Source organism: Paraburkholderia silvatlantica (assembly GCF_003096715.1).
Classification (GTDB): Bacteria; Pseudomonadota; Gammaproteobacteria; order Burkholderiales; family Burkholderiaceae; genus Paraburkholderia; species Paraburkholderia silvatlantica.
The window spans coordinates 83,488-101,914 of sequence record NZ_QEOL01000026.1; the positions used below are offsets into that span (position 1 = coordinate 83,488).

The window sequence follows — 18,427 nt, forward strand, 5'->3', positions numbered from 1 at the left end:
GCGCACGTCGCCCACGCGCATGTCGCCCACGCGCGGACGCCATCCCGATTTGCTACAATCTCGGCTCGCTTTCGAGGAGCGTTGCGACGGGTTTTCTGTAACCCGCCAGGCTCGAAAGTGCTTCAATCCGGTTGAATCCACTGAATCAACCGCACTGAAACGGCGCTCACGTCTTTAATTTCTAGTCACTTTTAGAAAGGAGGGCGTGATGAACGCCGCAGTTCCGCAAGATCAAGCCAAAGATTTCGTCGTCGCCGATATGTCGCTCGCCGGCTGGGGCCGCAAGGAGCTCGACATCGCCGAGACCGAAATGCCCGGCCTCGTGCAGATTCGCGAAGAGTACAAGGCGCAGCAGCCGCTCAAGGGTGCACGCGTTGCCGGTTCGCTGCACATGACGATCCAGACGGGCGTGCTGATCGAGACCCTGAAGGCGCTTGGCGCCGACGTGCGCTGGGCCTCGTGCAACATCTTCTCGACCCAGGACCACGCCGCCGCCGCGATCGCGCAGGGCGGCACGCCGGTGTTCGCGTTCAAGGGCGAGTCGCTCGACGAGTACTGGGAATTCTCGCACCGCATCTTCGAATGGCCGAACGGCGAGTTCGCCAACATGATCCTCGACGACGGCGGCGACGCAACGCTCCTGCTGATCCTTGGCTCGAAGGCCGAAAAGGACCGCTCGGTCATCGCGAGGCCGACCAACGAAGAAGAAGTCGCGCTGTACAAGTCGATCGAAAAGCATCTCGAGATCGACCCGGCGTGGTACTCGAAGCGCCTTGCGCACATTCAGGGCGTGACCGAAGAAACCACGACCGGCGTGCACCGCCTGTACCAGATGGAAAAGGACGGCCGCCTGCCGTTCCCGGCCATCAACGTGAACGACTCGGTCACGAAGTCGAAGTTCGACAACCTGTACGGCTGCCGCGAGTCGCTCGTAGACGGCATCAAGCGCGCAACCGACGTGATGATCGCCGGCAAGATCGCCGTGGTCGCCGGTTACGGCGACGTGGGCAAGGGCTGCGCGCAATCGCTGCGCGGCCTCGGCGCCACGGTGTGGGTCACGGAAATCGATCCGATCTGCGCGCTGCAGGCCGCGATGGAAGGCTACCGCGTCGTGACGATGGAATACGCTGCCGACAAGGCCGACATCTTCGTGACGGCCACGGGCAATTATCACGTGATCGGCCATGACCACATGAAGGCGATGCGCCACAACGCGATCGTCTGCAACATCGGCCACTTCGACTCGGAAATCGACGTCGCGTCCACGCGCCAGTACCAGTGGGACAACATCAAGCCGCAGGTCGACCACATCATTTTCCCGGACGGCAAGCGCGTGATCCTGCTGGCCGAAGGCCGCCTCGTGAACCTGGGCTGCGCCACGGGCCACCCGTCGTTCGTGATGTCGAACTCGTTCACGAACCAGACGCTCGCGCAGATCGAACTGTTCACGCAGGGCAAGAAGTACGAGAACAAGGTGTACGTGCTGCCGAAGCACCTGGACGAAAAGGTTGCGCGTCTGCACCTCGCGCGCATCGGCGCGAACCTGACCGTGCTGTCGGACGACCAGGCTTCGTACATCGGCGTCGACAAGAACGGTCCGTTCAAGCCGAACCACTACCGTTACTGATCGATACAACGCGGATGCTGACCCCAATCCCCGCACACGTAACGCGTGGGGACCGCGGGCGGCATCCGCCGCCGGCACCTGGCGACACAAAAGCAAAGACGCAAAAGGAGTCCTTATGACCGTGCTGCTGACCTGGCTGATCAACGCGCTTGCGCTCCTGATCATCACCTGGCTCGTTCCGTCGATCCATATTCGCAGTTTCGGCACCGCGCTCATCGTCGCGATCGTGCTCGGCCTCATCAACGCCGTGCTGCGTCCGCTGCTGATCGTGCTCACGCTGCCGGTGACCATCCTCACGCTCGGCCTCTTCATCCTCGTGGTGAACGCGTTGTGCTTCTGGCTGGCGGCGTCGCTCCTCAAGGGCTTCGAGGTGTCGGGCTTCTGGTCGGCATTTTTCGGCTCGATCCTGTACAGCATCGTGTCGTGGCTGCTTTCGGCGCTGATTTTCGGCAACCGCAGCCTCGGCTGATGCGGGTCCGGGCCGCCCACGTTCGCGGCCCGGCCTCACTGGCCTCATCAACATGAAACCGATCGAACTCTCATTCGAATTCTTCCCGCCGAAGACGCCGGACGGCGTGGAAAAGCTGCGCGCCACGCGCGCCCAGCTCGCCACGCTCAAGCCGAAGTTCGTCTCGGTGACGTTCGGCGCGGGCGGCTCGACGCAACAGGGCACGCTCGACACCGTCGTCGATATCGCGAAGGAAGGCGTCGAGGCGGCGCCGCACCTGTCGTGCATCGGCTCTTCGAAAGAGGACCTGCGCGCCATTCTCGGCGAGTACCGTTCGCACGGCATCCGCCACATCGTGGCGCTGCGCGGCGACCTGCCCTCGGGCATGGGCGCGATGGGCGAACTGCGCTACGCGTCGGAACTCGTCGCGTTCATCCGCGAGGAAACCGGCGACGCGTTCCACATCGAAGTGGCCGCCTATCCCGAGTACCACCCGCAGGCGCGTTCGCCGCGCCACGACCTCGAAGCGTTCGCGCAAAAGGTGAAAGCGGGCGCCAACTCGGCGATCACGCAGTACTTCTTCAACGCCGATGCGTATTTCCGCTTTGTCGACGACGCGAAGAAGCTGGGCGTGGAGATCCCCATCGTGCCCGGCATCATGCCGATCACGAACTACTCGCAGCTCATGCGTTTTTCGGAAATGTGCGGCGCCGAAGTGCCGCGCTGGGTCGCGAAGCGGCTGGAAAGCTTCGGCGACGATCGCGACTCCATTCGCGCGTTCGGGCTCGACGTGGTGACCGACCTGTGCCGCCGTCTCGTCGAGGCGGGCGTGCCGGGCATCCACTTCTACACGCTCAACGCGGCGCCGGCCACCAAGGCCATTTGCGAGCGGCTCGGGTTCTAGGGCGCCCGCTCCCGGCCCCGCAAGCGGCGACAAACCGCGCGGTTCCCGGACTCCCGGGCCGCGCGGTTTTCTTTTGGGCAGCGCGATCCGGACGATTGCGGGTGACGTGTCCCAGGCGCTCAGGCCCGCCCGGCAGCGCGCGTCATTTCGGCACGCTATTGTCGGGTTCCGGCGCAATAAAAAGGGGCAAGGTCACGCTGCATCGCACCATGCGGCAACAAATGAACCTGTCAACCCGGCGTTTTCCACAGGCGACGGGACTTTTTGGCTTGCTTGTGACCGCGGCACGTGCTCAAGTAAGATCCCGCTACGCTGGCGAAAGCCGGCATTGAACTGGAGGAAACATGAAAGAAAACAAACTGTTGCGAGCTGCCCGATTGACGTCTCTCGTGGCGCTCGCAGCGGCATCGATTGCCGGGGCCCCGCTCGCGCACGCCGCGCAAAGCATTCCGAACAAGACGCTCGTCTACTGCTCGGAAGGCAGCCCCGCTGGCTTCGACCCCGCCCAGTACACGACCGGCACCGACTTCACCGCGAACACGTTTACTGTCTACAACCGCCTCGTCGAGTTCGAGCGCGGCGGCACCAAGGTCGAACCGGGCCTCGCCCAGTCGTGGGACGTTTCCCCGGACGGCAAGACCTACACGTTCCATCTGCGTCATGGCGTGAAGTTCCAGACCACCGCGTTCTTCAAGCCCACGCGCGAATTCAATGCGGACGACGTCGTGTTCTCGTTCGAGCGCATGCTCGACCCGAACAATGCGTTCCGCAAGGCCTACCCGGTGTCGTTCCCGTACTTCACCGACATGGGCCTCGACAAGCTGATCGCGAAGGTCGAAAAGGTCGATCCGTACACGGTCAAGTTCACACTGAACGAGCCGAACGCGCCGTTCATCCAGAACATGGCGATGGAATTCGCCTCGATCCTTTCGGCTGAATACGCGGATCAACTGATGAAGGCCGGCAAGGCCGCCGACATCAACCAGTTCCCGGTCGGCACGGGTCCGTTCATCTTCAAGAGCTATACGAAGGACGCGACGATCCGCTACGACGGCAATCCCGACTACTGGAAGCCGGGCGCCGTGAAGCTCTCCAAGCTGATCTTCTCGATCACGCCGGACGCCAGCGTGCGCGTGCAGAAGATCAAGCGCGACGAATGCCAGGTGATGAGCTATCCGCGTCCCGCCGACATCGCGCCGCTGAAGGCCGAGCCGAACATCGCGATGCCGTCGCAGCCGGGCTTCAACCTGGGCTACCTGTCGTACAACGTCACGCATAAGCCGCTCGACAACGCCGATGTGCGCCACGCGCTCGACATGGCGATCAACAAGAAGGCGATCATCGACTCGGTGTACCAGGGTGCGGGCCAGCTCGCGACCAACCCGATGCCGCCGACCCAGTGGTCCTACTACAAGAACCTGCCGGCCAATGCGTACGATCCGGAAAAGGCCAAGGCGCTGCTCGCCAAGGCCGGTCTCTCGAGCGGCTTCGAAATCACGCTGTGGGCCATGCCCGTGCAGCGCGCCTACAACCCGAACGCACGCCTGATGGCCGAAATGATCCAGGCCGACTGGGCGAAGATCGGCGTGAAGGCGAAGATCGTCACGTATGAGTGGGGCGAGTACATCAAGCGCGCGCACGCCGGCGAAGACGATTCGATGCTGATCGGCTGGACGGGCGACAACGGCGACCCCGACAACTGGCTCGGCACGCTGCTCGGCTGCGAAGCCGTGAACGGCAACAACTTCGGCAAGTGGTGCTACAAGCCGTTCGACGACCTGATCCAGAAGGGCCGTCAGACCTCGGACGTGGCGCAGCGCACAAAGTACTACCAGCAGGCGCAGCAGATTTTCGCGCAGCAACTGCCGTTCTCGCCGATCGCTCACTCGACCGTCTACCAGCCGGTCAGCAAGAAGGTGACCGACATGCGCATCGAACCGCTCGGCTACGCGCGCTTCGACGGCGTGGGCATGCAGTAACGATAATCGGGTAAGACTTTCCGCTCGGTCCGCACATCAGCCAGGACCGGCGGAAAATGGTCCGGCGACCGGGGTCACGAGCCCCTGTCGCCGGTTGCGTTTCATTTCAAGCTTTTGGGGGAACACCACATGTTCCGCTTCGTATTGCGCCGCATCGGCATGGTCATACCCACGTTCATCGGTATCACCATCCTTGCGTTCGCACTCATCCACCTGATTCCGGGCGACCCCATCGAAGTGATGATGGGCGAGCGCGGCGTCGATCCGCAAATGCACGCCGAGGCGATGCACCGCCTGGGGCTCGACGAGCCCCTGCCGATGCAGTATGTCCACTACGTCTGGCACGCCGTGCACGGCAATCTCGGCACCTCGATCATCACCAACACGAGCGTGATGGGCGAGTTTCTCGCGCGCTTTCCCGCCACCGTCGAGCTGTCGGTCTGCGCGCTCATTTTCGCGCTCGCGATCGGCCTGCCCGCCGGCGTGTTCGCGGCGCTGCGGCGCGGCACCGTCGTCGATCACGGCGTCATGGGCACCGCGCTCACCGGCTACTCCATGCCGATCTTCTGGTGGGGGCTCATCCTCATCATGGTGTTCTCGTCGAAGCTCGGCTGGACGCCCGTGTCGGGACGCATCGCGGTGGAATTCGACATTCCGCACGTGACCGGCTTCATGCTGATCGACTCGCTCCTGCCCGGCACCGACGAAGGCGCGTTCAGGTCGGTGCTGAGCCACCTGATCCTGCCGGCCATCGTGCTCGGCACGATTCCGCTCGCCGTCGTTGCGCGCATGACGCGCTCTTCCATGCTCGAAGTGCTGCGCGAGGACTACATCCGCACGGCGCGCGCCAAGGGCCTTTCGCCCGTGCGCGTGATCGTCGTGCACGCGCTGCGCAACGCGCTCATCCCCGTGGTGACCGTGATCGGCCTGCAGGTCGGCACGCTGCTCGCGGGCGCGGTGCTCACCGAAACGCTGTTCTCCTGGCCCGGCATCGGCAAATGGCTGATCGACGCGATCAGCCGGCGCGACTATCCGGTGGTGCAAGGCGGCATTCTCATGATCGCGACGCTCGTGATCGTCGTGAACCTGTTCGTCGATCTGCTGTACGGCGTGCTCAACCCGCGCATTCGACATACGAGGTAAGCGAGCCATGACCATGCAAACCCCGCAACACACCATTCAAAACGAGGAGGCATGATGGCTGACATTCAGAACACCGTGCCTCGCGCCGTCACGCCGCCTTCGGGCCGCGCGCTCGTGCTGCGCGAATTCTGGGCGAACTTCTCGCGCAACAAGGGCGCCGTGGGCGCCGGCGTGATCGTGCTCGCGCTCATCTTCATCGCTATCTTCGCGCCGCTCATCGCGCCGCACAGCCCCATCGAGCAATACCGCGACTACGTGAAGATTCCGCCCGCGTGGCTCGACGGCGGCAACTGGAAGTTCATTCTCGGCACCGACGAAGCGGGCCGCGACATCCTCTCGCGTCTCATGTACGGCGCGCGGCTTTCGCTGTGGATCGGCTGCGTCTCGGTGCTGCTCGCGCTGATTCCGGGCATCGTGCTCGGGCTCGTGGCTGCGTTCTTCGAGAAGTGGGCCGATACGCCCATCATGCGTCTCATGGACGTGTTGCTCGCGCTGCCCTCGCTGCTGCTCGCGGTAGCCGTGGTCGCGATCATCGGTCCTGGGCTCACGAACACCATGCTCGCCATCGCGATCGTGGCGCTGCCCGGCTACGTGCGTCTCACGCGCGGTTCGGCGCTGGGCGAACTGCACAAGGAGTATGTGACCGCTTCGCGGGTGGCCGGTGCCGGCACGCTGCGCCTGATGTTCTCGCAGGTGCTGCCCAACTGTACGGCCCCGCTCATCGTGCAGGCGACGCTCGGTTTTTCCTCGGCGATTCTCGACGCCGCCGCGCTCGGCTTCCTCGGCCTCGGCGTGCAGCCGCCGCGTGCGGAGTGGGGCGCGATGCTCGCCTCGGCGCGCGACTATATCGACAGCGCATGGTGGATCGTCACGATGCCGGGTCTGTCCATCCTCATTTCGGTCCTCGCGATCAACCTGCTCGGCGACGGGCTGCGCGACGCGCTCGATCCCAAGCTCAAGCGGATGGCCTGACATGAACAAAGAACTTTTGAGCATCCGCAATCTGGCGGTGAACTTCAACGGCCTGCCCGCCGTGGACCGCGTGAATCTGTCGGTCGCGCCGGGCGAAGTGCTCGGCATCGTCGGCGAATCGGGCTCGGGCAAGAGCGTGACGATGATGGCGCTGATGGGCCTCATCGACGCCCCCGGCAAGGTAAGCGCCGACTCGATCACGTTCGACGGCCGCGATCTGCTGGGCGCCACCGGCAAGGAGCGCCGCAGCATCGTCGGCAAGGACATCGCCATGGTGTTCCAGGACGCGCTCACGAGCCTGAACCCGAGCTATACCGTCGGCTATCAGATCAAGGAAGTGCTGAAGCTGCACGAAGGCCTGCGCGGCTCGGCGCTGCATGCGCGAGCTTTGGAACTGCTCGACCAGGTGGGCATTCCCGACGCGAAGAACCGCATCGACAACTTCCCGCACCAGATGTCGGGCGGCATGAACCAGCGCGTGATGATCGCGATGGCCGTGGCCTGCAACCCGAAGCTGCTGATCGCCGACGAGCCCACCACGGCGCTCGACGTGACGATCCAGGCGCAGATCATGGAACTGCTCGTGCGTCTGCAGAAGGAGCGCGGCATGGCGCTCGTGCTGATCTCGCACGATCTGGCCGTGGTGTCCGAAGTCGCGCAGCGCGTGGCTGTCATGTACGCGGGCGAGATCATCGAAACGAACCGCGTGCCGGACATCTTTTCGCGTCCGCATCATCCGTACACGGAAGCGCTGCTCGCGGCGATTCCCGAGCACAACAAGGGGGCGGTGCGTCTCGCCGCGCTGCCCGGCATGGTGCCCGGCCGCGACGACCGGCCGGGCGGCTGTCTTTTCGCGCCGCGCTGCAAGTATGTGGTGGACGACTGCATGAAGGCGCGGCCCGCGCTCGACGCGGTGACCGACCGCCTCGACCCGGGCGGCGGCCATGCGCAAGTGCGCTGCATCAAGCCGCTGAATGCGGCGCTGACTCAATCCAGCGGAGGCGCGCGATGAACGCAGTCCGGCAACACGCGGCTCATCAGGACCATCAGGACGATAAGGTTCTCATCGCCGACGATCTCAAGAAGCATTACACCGTCAAGCGCGGCATGTTCGGCTCGGGCACCGTGAAGGCGCTCAATGGCGTGTCGTTCTCGCTCACGCGCGGGCGCACGCTCGCCGTGGTGGGCGAGTCCGGCTGCGGCAAATCGACGCTCGCGCGCCAGCTCACGATGATCGAGCCGCCGACCGCGGGCAAGCTGACCATCGACGGCGAGGACGTTGCGCACGCAAACGCCGCGAAGATCGCCGCGCTGCGCCGCCGCGTGCAGATGGTGTTCCAGAACCCGTTCGCCTCGCTCAATCCGCGCAAGACCGTGGAGCAGACGCTCGGCGAGCCGCTCGCCATCAACACGCGGCTCACGGCGAGCGAGCGCGCGGACCGCATCGCGCACATGATGCGCATCGTCGGCCTGCGGCCCGAGCACGCCAAGCGCTATCCGCACATGTTCTCGGGCGGCCAGCGCCAGCGCGTGGCGATCGCGCGCGCCATGATTCTCGACCCGCAGATCGTCGTGGCCGACGAGCCGGTTTCCGCGCTCGACGTCTCGATCCAGGCGCAGATTCTGAACCTGTTCATGGACTTGCAGGAGCAGTTCCGCACGAGCTACGTGTTCATCTCGCATAACCTGGCCGTGGTCGAGCACATTGCCGACGACGTGATGGTGATGTATCTGGGCGGCGTGGCGGAACTCGGCGACAAGCACACGGTCATCTCGCGGCCGCGCCATCCGTACACGCGTTCGCTGCTCTCGGCCACGCCCGCGATCTTCGAAGCGGACCGCCGCGTGAAGATCAAGCTCGAGGGCGAATTGCCTTCGCCGCTCAACCCGCCGTCCGGTTGCACGTTCCACCAACGTTGTCCATACGCGATCGACAGGTGTCGTAAGGAAGTGCCTGCACTTCGCGAAGTGGACGGCCGTCAGGTATCCTGCCATCGTGCAGAGGAGGTGGGGGAAGAGGATGGGCGGCCCATGCCGGCCTGAAGCGACGGCGGCGCGTCGTTTGATTGCTGCGCGCCGCCAGTTGACGGGCGGCCGTCGCGCCGCCTTTTTCACTGGTTTTTCCACCGTTTTCTGCGCCGCTCTTTCCATCATTCCGGCAGCCGCTCTTGCCGTGGTTGCCGGGCTGTATACGGCTGGTCGTGTGACATTCGGTGTAGCTTCGGGTTTGGCAGTGGCAGTTGCGGTGGCGTTGCGTGCGGCGTTGAAGACGGCGTCGGGCGGGGCGCTGCGCGCAGCGCCGCACTTGCTGGCGCTGGCGCTGGCGATCGCGCTCGGCGCGCTCGCAGGCGCTTCGGGCCCGGCGTTCGCTGGCGGCGCCGTCGCCAACACGCCCGGGGTGCACCCGGCCGTGCCCATGCCGCCAAGGGCTGCGCGCGGCGCCAACGGCGGCATTCCCGGCTTTCACGCTGCGCCCGCTGTGCCGAGCTACGCGTCGGGCACGACGGCTGGCGGCCCGGTGCGCACCCAGCCTGCGCGCATGCCGTTCTACGTCGCCACGCGCGGCAATCTCACGATCTATCTGCTCGGCACGCTGCATGTGGGCGACCCGGCCGACTACCCGCCCGGCCAGCCGTTTCGCCCGCAGATTCTCGCGGCGCTCGCCGCGTCGCCCATTCTCGCGCTCGAGCTTTCCCCCGACGATCTGCTCGTTTCCCAGGACGACGTCTCGAAATACGGGGTGTGCAAACGGCCCTGCCTGCCGGGCCTGTTGCCCGAACCGCTCTGGCAGAAACTCGAGGCGCGCATGCGCGGCAATCCGGAGGCGCTCGCCGAGATCCGCAAGATGCGGCCGTGGCTCGCCTCGCTGCTCGTGGAAACCTACGATTCGCTGAGCGCCGGCCTGCAGACCGAGTACGGCACCGAGGCGCAGCTGCAGAACGTGTTCCTGCGCTGGAAGGGCCGCCGCATCGTCGGGCTGGAGACGCTCGCCGAGCAGATGCGCGCCTTCACGAACCTGAGCCTCGCGCAGCAGCGCGAGATGCTCGCGCAGGACCTGGCGCAGACGCCGGCGCAAAACGTATCCGACGTGCAGACGCTTCTGCACCTGTGGCGCGTGGGCGACGCGGACGCGATCGCCGCGTGGGAATCGGCGCGCACCGAAAAGCTCTCGCACGACGCACGGGTGGCGGCGTCGGTCGACAACCGCATCGTCTACGAGCGCAATCGGCGCTTCGTTTCGCGCATGCAGCAGTACGTGGCGCCCAACAAACCGCTCTTCGTTGCTGTCGGCGCGCTGCACCTGGGCGGCCCTAAAGGCGTGCTCCAGCTGCTGCGCCAGCGTGGGTTCAACGTCGACCCGGGTTGAACCGGGTTGGGCCGGGTTGAGCCGGGTTGAGCCGGGTTGAGCCGGGTTGGGCCGGGTTGGGTCATTCGCGCTCGCGCGCGGTCTGAATGCAGGCAAGCCGGCTTTCGCCGGCTTTTTTTACAACGGCATGCGTACGCGTTGTCAAAACCCGAACACATTCAGCAGCACGATATTCGCCGCGAGTATGCCGAGCGCCGTGGGCACCTGCACGCGGATCACCGCGTTCTTGTCGGGCAGCTCCAGCAGCGCCGCGGGCACCATGTTGAAGTTCGCGGCCATCGGCGTCATGAGCGTGCCGCAGTAGCCGGAGAACATGCCGATGGCGGCCATCATCGCCGGATTGACGTGGAACACGCCCACCAGCACCGGCACGCCCACGCCGCCCGTCATCACCGGAAAGGCGGCGAAGCCGTTGCCCATGATGATCGTGAAGAGCGCCATGCCCACGCAATACACCACGACGGCGACGAAACGCACGTCCATGTTGATGTACGACGTCGTGACGTGCGCCACGGCCTTGCCCACGCCCGCGTCCGAGAACACGAGGCCGAGCATGCCGAGCATTTGCGGCAGGACGGCGGCCCACGAGAGCGCGTCCACGAGGCGGCGCGTTTCCTTCATCGACTGGCCGACGCTGTCGCGCGTGATGAGGCAGGCAATCACGAGCGCGATCACGCAGCCAATGCCGAAGCCGATCAGCGTGACGTTCTTCGGGTCGATGAGCGGTGTGCCGCCGAATACGAGATGGCTGGCCGCGAGCGTGAGCACGACGGTAATGACGGGAATGGTGAGCGCGGGCACGAAGAGCTTGTTGCCCAGCCGTTTCGCGCTCGCCATGCGCGTTTCGAGCGCGAGCACCTTGGGATGGGCGGCCGTCACGCCGCCGAGACCCGCGATCAGCGCCATGGCGAGCACGAGCACGCCCACGACTTCGGCGGGCAACAGGTCGCCGACGAGAAAGATGAGCGCATAGAGCAGCCAGAAGCCGCCCGCCGTGAAGCGGCGCGGATGCTCGCGGTCCATCACGATCATGCCGCCGACGATGAGCAGCACGATGCCGAGCAGCCAGAAGAGCCAGTTGAGGGTGAGTGTCATGCTTCGTCTCCTTGTGCACGGTCCGCAGGCGCAGCCTTGGCGTCGCTCGTGCCGCGCATGGCGCCCAGCTCGCGTTCGAGCTTGCGGTCGAGCAGCCAGAGCCGCGCGCCGTGAATCAGAAACGCGCAGATCGCCGTGGGAATGCCCCAGAAAGCCACGTGGATCGGCTCGACCGACACGCCCGCTTCCTTGAGCAGCGTGACCATCAGCACGATCGCGCCGAACGCGACGAAGATGTCCTCGCCGAAGAAGAGGCCCACGTTGTCGGTTGCGGCCGAGTAGGCGCGCAGCTTGTAGCGCACGGCGTCGGAGAGCTTGCCGAAGCGGTTTTCGGTGGCGCCTTCGGCCATCGGCGCGATGAGCGGGCGCACCATCTGCGGATGGCCGCCGAGACCCGTCAGGCCGACGGCGGCAGTCAGCTCGCGCACGAGCAGATAGACGATGAGCAGACGCCCGGCGGTAGCCGCCTTGATGCTGCCGATCCAGATCTGCGCGCGCTCACGCAGGCCGTGGCGCTCCAGCAGCCCGATCACGGCGAGCGGCAGCAGGATGATGAGGGGAATGTTGCGGGTCTTGATGAAGCCGGTGCCGATGGCGGCGAGAATCTTCGCGACCGGAAAGCCTCCGGCGAAACCGGTGACGACGGCCGCCGCGGCGACGATCAGCATCGGATTGAAGCGTAACAGGAAGCCGGCGATGATGACGGCCACGCCGATCAGCGGCCATAAGTTGACGGTGCTCTGCATGTAGATCTCCAAACGTATTGGCTTGTCGTTGATTGCCGCGGGTAGCGGCGTTGACTTCGCGGCTCTGATGGCCGTTCGTACAACTACGAACCTGCTGGGTACAACTACGCCCGGCAAGCTTGCGCTGCCGAGGGATTGCCTTGTGAAAACCTTCGGTGATACGGCTCGAGCCGCGCGCGGCGCATGCCGCGCGCTTTGCTGCATCAAAGCGTGCGTCAGGCTGCGCCGGCCCCCGCCGCGCGCACGCCGATGCCCGCGTCGTCGAGCGCCGTGCGGATGCGCCGCGCGAACGCGAGCGCGTGCGGGCCGTCGCCGTGCAGGCAAATGGTCTGCGCGTTGAGCGGCACCCAGGCGCCGTTCACGGCCTGCACGCGCTGCTCGCGGATCATCGCGAGCGTGCGCGCGAGCACGGTGTCTTCGTCGTCGAGCAGCGCGCCCGGCTCGCTGCGCGGCACGAGCGAGCCGTCCGCGCGATAACCGCGGTCGGCGAACACTTCCTCGATCGCCACGAGCCCGGCCTCGCGCGCCGCCGTGACGAGCCCGCTGCCCGCGAGCGCGAACACCGTCACGGACGGATCGAAGTCGTGCACGGCGGATACGATCGCCCCGGCGATCTGCGGGTCACGCGCCGCCTGGTTGTACAGCGCGCCGTGCGGCTTCACGTGGGCGATGCGTCCGCCTTCGGCCTGGGCGATCGCCGAGAGCGCGCCGAGCTGATACAGCACGCCCGCGTAGATTTCCTCGGGCGGCAGGTTCATCTCCTTGCGGCCGAAGTTCTCGGGGTCGTTGAAGCTCGGATGCGCGCCGATCGACACGCCTTTCTCCACGGCCCAGCGCACGCATTCGCGCATGGCATTGGCGCCGCCCGCGTGCCAGCCGCACGCGATGTTGGCGGAGCTCACGAGGTCGAGCAGCGCCTCGTCGGAGCCGCAGCCTTCGCCGAGATCGGCGTTCAGATCGATGGTGGTCATGATGTCTTCCTCTTACTGCTCGTCTTACCGATGGTGCCTGAAAATCACGCGCTCGCGCTTGAAACCCCGCTTGAAACCCCGCTTGCAACCCCATTCGCGCGGCGGCTTGCAAAGCGCTCGTCGTGCATGGCGATCGCGGCGTCGATCTGCCGCAAATACGCCCGTTCCTCTTCCAGCGCCGCGCGCGCGGCGGCCGGCGTCGCTTCCACGAAACGCACGCCAGCGGTGAGCCGCACCTGGGCAAGCTTCCACCAGTCGGCGCGAATCACCGAGCCGATCTTCGGGTAGCCTCCCGTGGTCTGCGCGTCGGCCATCAGCACGATGGGCTGGCCGCTCGGCGGCACCTGGATCGTGCCGGGCAGCACGGCGTGCGAGAGCAGGTCCGCGCCGCTCGCGCGCGCGAGCGGCGTGCCCGTGAGCCGAAAGCCCATGCGGTTGCTGTTGGGCGTGATCTGCCATTCGTCGGACCAGAGCGTGCGCTGCGCCTCGGGTGTGAAGCTGTCGTACTCGGGGCCGCGCAGCACGCGCACGGGCACGGCCCACGCCATGCCGTCCGGATGGCGTGGGCGCCGGTGATGCGGCTCGTCCGCCAGTGCGAAGCTGCACCACACGGGCGCCTTCACGCCGAAGGCCGGCGCACCCGGGTCGAGCGCCGCGCGCTCGCGGCCGGGCGCGAACGAGGCGCCCGTGGCGAGACGGTCGCCGTCCTTGAGCGCGCGGCCCGCAAGGCCGCCGAAGCCTGCCGCGAGGTCGGTGCTGCGCGAGCCGAGCATGGGCAGCACGTCGATGCCGCCGGCCGCGCACACGTAGGCGCGCATGCCGCGCTTCGCGCCGTTCAGCACGAGTTCCTCGCCGGCGGCCACGGGCAGGCTCCACCACGACCAGACCGGGCGGCCGCCTAGCGTCGCGCCGAAGTCCGTGCCGGTGATGGCTACGCGCGTGGCGCGTGCGAAGCGCAGCGCGACGGGGCCGAAGGTGATTTCCAGGCCGGCGGCGTCGGGCCGGTTGCCGACGAGGCGGTTGCCCACCTCGAGTGCGAGCGTATCGAGCGCGCCGCCGGTGGCGACGCCCAGATGCCGGTAGCCGGGGCGGCCGAGATCCTGGACCGTGGTGAGCAGGCCCGCGCGTAATACTTCGATCATGCGTGGAGCTCCGCGATGGTGAAACGCACGCGGTCGCCCGGCATGAGCAGCGTTGGCGGATTGCGCGAAGGATCGAACAGCTTCGCGGCGGTGCGGCCGATCAGTTGCCAGCCGCCTGGCGAGGCGGCCGGATAAATGCCCGTCTGCTCCCCGCCGATGCCCACCGAGCCGGCGGGGACGGCAAGGCGCGGCTCGCGGCGGCGCGGCGTGTGCAGCTGGGGTTCGAGGCCGCCGAGATAGGCGAAGCCGGGCTGGAAGCCGAGGAAGAACACCGTGTAGACGCCTGCGGCATGGCGCGCGGCGACGTCGGCGGCGGTGAGCGCGCAATGCTGCGCGACGGCTTCGAGATCGGGGCCGTCTGCGCCGCCGTAGACCACAGGGATCTCGACTTCGCGGCCGGCTTCGCTTGCGTCTTCGGCGTCGCGCCACGCGTCCCGAAGCGCACCGGCGAGCGCCACGGCGTCGGCCGCGAGCGGGTCGAAGGTGATCGTCAGGTTGTTCATGCCGGGCACGACTTCGCGCACCGGCGCCCAGCCGCGCGCGAGCGCGGCGACGGCCCAGACGCGGCGCTGGACCTCGAGCGTGGCGGGCGGCGGCGCTTCGCAGACGAGCGCTTCGTCACCGAGAGGAAAAATGCGAGGGTCAGAATTCGGCATGTTGGATCGGTTAAGGGACGGTTCGACCGGTCGAAAATAAGCGCGCGGAGATACCCGGGCGGGGCCGGTGCCGTTCCTTTCTAGAGTACGTTGTCGATAAATTATCTACAAATTATCAATAAGCGTTTTCGCCAGGCGCACGGCAAACGCGCTGCAATTACACTCACGCCACGCCGCTTTGCCTTTTCGAATACCGACTACCGGGTTATCTGCCATGTCGCGCCAGCCGACCAAGATCGTTTCGTCCGAACATCTCGTCTCCGAGTCGAGCGCCGAGCTTTCCGAGTTCGAGTACGCGCTCATCATGGCGAGCAATGCGTTCAACCGCTGGATGGTGCGCTGCATGTCGGCGGCGGGCGTGAAGGACATGACGCCGATCGAGGTGTCGCTGCTCCATCACGTCGGCCATCGCGAGCGGCGCAAAAAGCTCGCGGATATCTGCTTCGTGCTCAACATCGAGGACACGCACGTGGCCACGTATGCGTTGAAGAAGCTTGTCTCCAGAGGGTATGTAAAAAGCGAAAAGACCGGCAAGGAAGTCTTCTTTTCGATCACGCCGGAAGGCCAGCAACTGTGCCTGCGCTACCGCGACGTGCGCGAGAGCTGCCTCATCGCGACGCTCAAGGAAAGCGGCCTCACGAACCAGCAGATCGGCGAAGCCGCGCAACTCATGCGCAACGCGTCGGGGCTCTATGACACGGCTGCGCGCGCGGCGGCTTCGCTCTGAGCAGCCTGGGCGCGCTCAGCGCTCACGCGAACGTTGGCAAAGATGCGTGGCGGCTTCGGTCACCACGGCGTCGAGCGGCAGGTCGTGCGCCTCGCGCGCGAGCACGCCGTCGTCGATGCGGCATGCTTCATATGCAATGCCAACCGTGACGGGCAACGCAACGCCGGGCCAGGCGGCCAGCGTGCGGTCATAGTAGCCGCCGCCGTAACCGAGGCGATAGCCGTCGCGATCGAAACCCACGCAGGGCACGAAGAGAAGATCGGGCACAATCGCTTCCTGCGATTGCGGTTCGAGGATCCCGTGATGGCCTTCGCGCATCGGTGCGCCGGGCGCCCAGGCGTGAAAGACGAGCGGCGCGTGGCGTTCGGCAATGGCGGGCAGGGCGGCGCGGCGTGACGCATCGGCGGCGAGCCAGGCGGTGATCCAGGCGCGCGCATCGAACTCGCCGCGCAGCGGCCAATAGAACCCGATCGAGAGCGGCGAAAATTGCGCCACGAGCGCATCGAGACGAACCGCGAGCGCCGCACCGGTTGCCACGTCGGCGGCCGCCTCGATTCGCAGGGGTTGCAGCCTTGCACGCCAGTCCTTTTTGGATTCCGTGTGAGGGTTGCGTGCTATGCTTGGGTTCACCTCGCGCTCCAGAAATAACGATGTCCAAACGCCTTGTCCGAGTATATCGCGTGGTCGGTCTCGCACTGACTGCCGCGGCACTCGTAGCATGCAGCACGGCGGACGCCGTGCGCCCCGTCGCACTGCCCGTAGGCGCAGTCCTTTCCAGCGACGATCAGACTTTCATCCAGCTTCGCGAAGCCGCGCGCAACAACGATTCCGCGCGCGCCGCGCAACTCGCTGCGATGATTCCCGATTACCCCGCGCCGTCGTACCTCGAATACTTCCAGCTCAAACCGCAGCTGTTCGATTCGCAGGGCCACGCGCGCATCGACGCGCCTGACGCGCCGGTGCTGTCGTTCCTGCAGCGCTACGACGGCCAGGCGATCGCCGACCGCATGCGCAACGATTATCTGACCGTGCTCGGCGCGCGCCACGACTGGGCGAACTTCGACCAGCAATATGCGCGCTTCGTGCTCAACGACGACACGCAGGTGAAGTGCTACGCGCTGGAGTCGCGCGCGGCGCGCGGCGAGAACGTCGTGAACGACGCGCGTGCACTGCTCACCGAGCCGCGCTATTACGGCGACGGCTGCGTCGATCTCATCACCGCGCTTGCCATCAAAGGCCAGTTCTCGAACGACGACGTCTGGCAGCAGATCCGCCTCGCCTACGAGCAGAACCAGACTTCGACCGGCGCAAGGCTGCTCGACGGCCTTTCGCAGCGCCCCGACCCCAGCGCGTTCAGCCAGGCCGTGAGCACGCCGCCGCTCACGCTCGCGCAAGGCGTTACCGGCGATCCGCAGTCGCATCAGCTCGCACTGCTGGCCGTCACCGTGATGGCGCGCAACGACCCGGCCATGGCGGCGGCCACGTTCGCCGCCGTCGCGCCGCAACTCACCTCGCCGGAGCGGGCGATCGGCTGGGGCACGATCGGCTATCAGGGCGCCTTGAAGCGTCTGCCCGCCGCGCTCGACTGGTACCGCCTCTCGGCCAACGCGCCGCTCTCGAACCCGGCTTACGAATGGCGCACGCGCGCCGCGCTGCTGGGCGGCGACTGGACCATGGTGCGCTGGTCGATCGAACAGATGCCGGCCGCGCTGCGCGCGCAACCGTCGTGGGTCTACTGGCACGCACGCGCGCTCAAGCAGGCGGGCGAAACGGCGCAGGCGAACCAGGAATTCGCGTCGATCTCGCAGGGCTATCACTTCTATGGCCAGCTCGCCACCGAAGAACTCGGCCAGAAGATCACCATCCCGCCGAAGACCACGGTGAGCGACGCCGAAATTGCCCAGGTTGCGCAAACGCCGGGCTTCGCGCTCGCGCAGCGCTTCTACGCGCTGAATCTGCGCCTCGAAGGCAATCGCGAATGGAACTGGCCGCTGCGCGGCATGAGCGACCGGCAGCTGCTCGCCGTCGCCGAATACGCGAAGCGCATCCAGCTGCTCGACCGCACCGTCAACACGGCCGACCGCACGCAAACGGAGCACGACTTCTCGCTGCGCTATCTCGCGCCGTTCCGCGACGTGGTGGAGCGCGACGCGCAAACCAACGGCCTCGACGTCGAATGGGCCTACGGGCTCATTCGCCAGGAATCGCGTTTCATTCTCAATGCGAAGTCGGGCGTGGGCGCGAGCGGCCTCATGCAGATCATGCCGGCCACGGCGCAGATGGTGGCGAAGAAGATCGGCCTCGGGCCTCTCTCGCGCGATCAGCTCAACGATCTCGACACCAACATCCTGCTCGGAACGAACTATTTGTCGATGATCTACAATCAGTTCGACGGCTCCGCCGTGCTCGCCACCGCGGGCTACAACGCCGGGCCGGGCCGCCCGCGCGCATGGCGCCAGAGTTTGCCGGGCGGCGTCGAGGGCGCCATCTTCGCGGAAACCATTCCGTTCCAGGAAACCCGCGATTACGTGAAAAACGTGTTGTCGAACACGGTCTACTATGCGGCGCTGTTCGAGGGCCGTCCGCAATCGCTGAAGGCGCGTCTCGGCTATATCTCGCCGTAAGTGCCTGGCCGTCACGCCGCGCCGCT

General features: G+C 66.1%; 17 protein-coding genes and 1 riboswitch. Of the genes, 11 read left to right on the top strand and 6 right to left on the bottom strand.

What is annotated here, in order from left to right; all coding sequences use genetic code 11:
- Positions 1-67: 67 nt before the first annotated feature.
- Positions 68-175: riboswitch (S-adenosyl-L-homocysteine riboswitch) on the top strand.
- Positions 176-208: 33 nt separating this feature from the next.
- The 9 genes from ahcY (at position 209) to C7411_RS28930 (ending at position 10,440) form a co-directional block, all read left to right on the top strand.
- Entirely contained in the window at positions 209-1,627 is a 1,419-nt protein-coding gene (gene ahcY / locus C7411_RS28890) for an adenosylhomocysteinase (protein WP_110387293.1), read from the top strand.
- A gap of 115 nt (positions 1,628-1,742) precedes the next feature.
- Positions 1,743-2,096, top strand: a complete 354-nt coding sequence (locus C7411_RS28895; RefSeq protein WP_028203399.1) for a phage holin family protein — start codon at positions 1,743-1,745, stop codon at positions 2,094-2,096.
- Positions 2,097-2,148: 52 nt separating this feature from the next.
- A complete protein-coding gene (gene metF / locus C7411_RS28900; RefSeq protein WP_110387294.1) occupies positions 2,149-2,979 on the top strand; it encodes a methylenetetrahydrofolate reductase [NAD(P)H] in 831 nt (276 codons plus the stop codon).
- Positions 2,980-3,323: 344 nt separating this feature from the next.
- Positions 3,324-4,958, top strand: coding sequence for an ABC transporter substrate-binding protein (locus C7411_RS28905; RefSeq protein ID WP_110387295.1), 1,635 nt, complete (start codon positions 3,324-3,326; stop codon positions 4,956-4,958).
- Between the two features lie 129 nt (positions 4,959-5,087).
- Positions 5,088-6,101 (top strand): ABC transporter permease subunit, encoded by a 1,014-nt coding sequence (locus C7411_RS28910; RefSeq protein ID WP_110387296.1) that lies wholly within the window; start codon positions 5,088-5,090, stop codon positions 6,099-6,101.
- Between the two features lie 54 nt (positions 6,102-6,155).
- A complete protein-coding gene (locus tag C7411_RS28915; protein WP_110387344.1) occupies positions 6,156-7,073 on the top strand; it encodes an ABC transporter permease subunit in 918 nt (305 codons plus the stop codon).
- A 1-nt stretch (position 7,074) separates the two neighbouring features.
- Positions 7,075-8,085, top strand: coding sequence for an ABC transporter ATP-binding protein (locus C7411_RS28920; protein WP_110387297.1), 1,011 nt, complete (start codon positions 7,075-7,077; stop codon positions 8,083-8,085).
- Positions 8,082-9,116 (top strand): peptide ABC transporter ATP-binding protein, encoded by a 1,035-nt coding sequence (locus C7411_RS28925; RefSeq protein ID WP_110387298.1) that lies wholly within the window; start codon positions 8,082-8,084, stop codon positions 9,114-9,116. The genes C7411_RS28920 and C7411_RS28925 overlap by 4 nt, the downstream gene beginning before the upstream one ends.
- 202 nt (positions 9,117-9,318) lie before the next feature.
- The gene (locus C7411_RS28930; protein WP_373682679.1) at positions 9,319-10,440 is read left to right on the top strand and encodes a TraB/GumN family protein; all 1,122 of its coding nucleotides are present in this window, start codon (positions 9,319-9,321) and stop codon (positions 10,438-10,440) included.
- Between the two features lie 141 nt (positions 10,441-10,581).
- Here the strand turns inward: C7411_RS28930 and C7411_RS28935 are convergent, their stop codons facing one another.
- From C7411_RS28935 to pxpB, 5 genes are all read right to left on the bottom strand, one after another.
- Positions 10,582-11,535 carry a DUF979 domain-containing protein gene (locus C7411_RS28935; protein WP_110387299.1) on the bottom strand — a complete coding sequence of 318 codons (954 nt, stop codon included), beginning with the start codon at positions 11,533-11,535 and terminating at the stop codon, positions 10,582-10,584.
- Positions 11,532-12,281 carry a DUF969 domain-containing protein gene (locus C7411_RS28940; protein WP_110387300.1) on the bottom strand — a complete coding sequence of 250 codons (750 nt, stop codon included), beginning with the start codon at positions 12,279-12,281 and terminating at the stop codon, positions 11,532-11,534. Before C7411_RS28940 ends, C7411_RS28935 begins: the two co-directional genes overlap by 4 nt.
- Positions 12,282-12,496: 215 nt before the next feature.
- Positions 12,497-13,252, bottom strand: coding sequence for a 5-oxoprolinase subunit PxpA (gene pxpA, locus C7411_RS28945; RefSeq protein ID WP_110387301.1), 756 nt, complete (start codon positions 13,250-13,252; stop codon positions 12,497-12,499).
- 44 nt (positions 13,253-13,296) lie between these two features.
- Positions 13,297-14,394, bottom strand: a complete 1,098-nt coding sequence (locus tag C7411_RS28950) for a 5-oxoprolinase subunit C family protein (protein WP_110387302.1) — start codon at positions 14,392-14,394, stop codon at positions 13,297-13,299.
- On the bottom strand, positions 14,391-15,050 hold the full coding sequence (gene pxpB / locus C7411_RS28955; RefSeq protein WP_110387303.1) for a 5-oxoprolinase subunit PxpB: 660 nt from the start codon (positions 15,048-15,050) through the stop codon (positions 14,391-14,393). Before pxpB ends, C7411_RS28950 begins: the two co-directional genes overlap by 4 nt.
- Positions 15,051-15,264: 214 nt before the next feature.
- On the opposite strand from pxpB, the gene C7411_RS28960 reads away from it, so the two are divergent.
- Complete coding sequence (locus C7411_RS28960; RefSeq protein ID WP_110387304.1) at positions 15,265-15,777, top strand: winged helix DNA-binding protein; 513 nt, start codon at positions 15,265-15,267, stop codon at positions 15,775-15,777.
- A 15-nt stretch (positions 15,778-15,792) separates the two neighbouring features.
- Here the strand turns inward: C7411_RS28960 and C7411_RS28965 are convergent, their stop codons facing one another.
- A complete protein-coding gene (locus C7411_RS28965; protein ID WP_373682677.1) occupies positions 15,793-16,407 on the bottom strand; it encodes a 5-formyltetrahydrofolate cyclo-ligase in 615 nt (204 codons plus the stop codon).
- Positions 16,408-16,427: 20 nt separating this feature from the next.
- Between C7411_RS28965 and C7411_RS28970 the strand changes: the two genes are divergently transcribed.
- Positions 16,428-18,401: a lytic transglycosylase domain-containing protein gene (locus C7411_RS28970; RefSeq protein ID WP_110387305.1), complete on the top strand. Its 1,974-nt coding sequence runs from the start codon at positions 16,428-16,430 to the stop codon at positions 18,399-18,401.
- Positions 18,402-18,427 lie beyond the last annotated feature (26 nt).

Coding starts and splice junctions, on each gene's coding strand:
- C7411_RS28940 (WP_110387300.1), bottom strand. CDS start 12,281: ATGCAGAGCACCGTCAACTTATGGCCGCTGATCGGCGTGGCCGTCATC.
- C7411_RS28895 (WP_028203399.1), top strand. CDS start 1,743: ATGACCGTGCTGCTGACCTGGCTGATCAACGCGCTTGCGCTCCTGATC.
- C7411_RS28925 (WP_110387298.1), top strand. CDS start 8,082: ATGAACGCAGTCCGGCAACACGCGGCTCATCAGGACCATCAGGACGAT.
- C7411_RS28915 (WP_110387344.1), top strand. CDS start 6,156: ATGGCTGACATTCAGAACACCGTGCCTCGCGCCGTCACGCCGCCTTCG.
- pxpB (WP_110387303.1), bottom strand. CDS start 15,050: ATGCCGAATTCTGACCCTCGCATTTTTCCTCTCGGTGACGAAGCGCTC.
- pxpA (WP_110387301.1), bottom strand. CDS start 13,252: ATGACCACCATCGATCTGAACGCCGATCTCGGCGAAGGCTGCGGCTCC.
- ahcY (WP_110387293.1), top strand. CDS start 209: ATGAACGCCGCAGTTCCGCAAGATCAAGCCAAAGATTTCGTCGTCGCC.
- C7411_RS28910 (WP_110387296.1), top strand. CDS start 5,088: ATGTTCCGCTTCGTATTGCGCCGCATCGGCATGGTCATACCCACGTTC.
- metF (WP_110387294.1), top strand. CDS start 2,149: ATGAAACCGATCGAACTCTCATTCGAATTCTTCCCGCCGAAGACGCCG.
- C7411_RS28905 (WP_110387295.1), top strand. CDS start 3,324: ATGAAAGAAAACAAACTGTTGCGAGCTGCCCGATTGACGTCTCTCGTG.
- C7411_RS28950 (WP_110387302.1), bottom strand. CDS start 14,394: ATGATCGAAGTATTACGCGCGGGCCTGCTCACCACGGTCCAGGATCTC.
- C7411_RS28960 (WP_110387304.1), top strand. CDS start 15,265: ATGTCGCGCCAGCCGACCAAGATCGTTTCGTCCGAACATCTCGTCTCC.
- C7411_RS28935 (WP_110387299.1), bottom strand. CDS start 11,535: ATGACACTCACCCTCAACTGGCTCTTCTGGCTGCTCGGCATCGTGCTG.
- C7411_RS28970 (WP_110387305.1), top strand. CDS start 16,428: ATGTCCAAACGCCTTGTCCGAGTATATCGCGTGGTCGGTCTCGCACTG.
- C7411_RS28920 (WP_110387297.1), top strand. CDS start 7,075: ATGAACAAAGAACTTTTGAGCATCCGCAATCTGGCGGTGAACTTCAAC.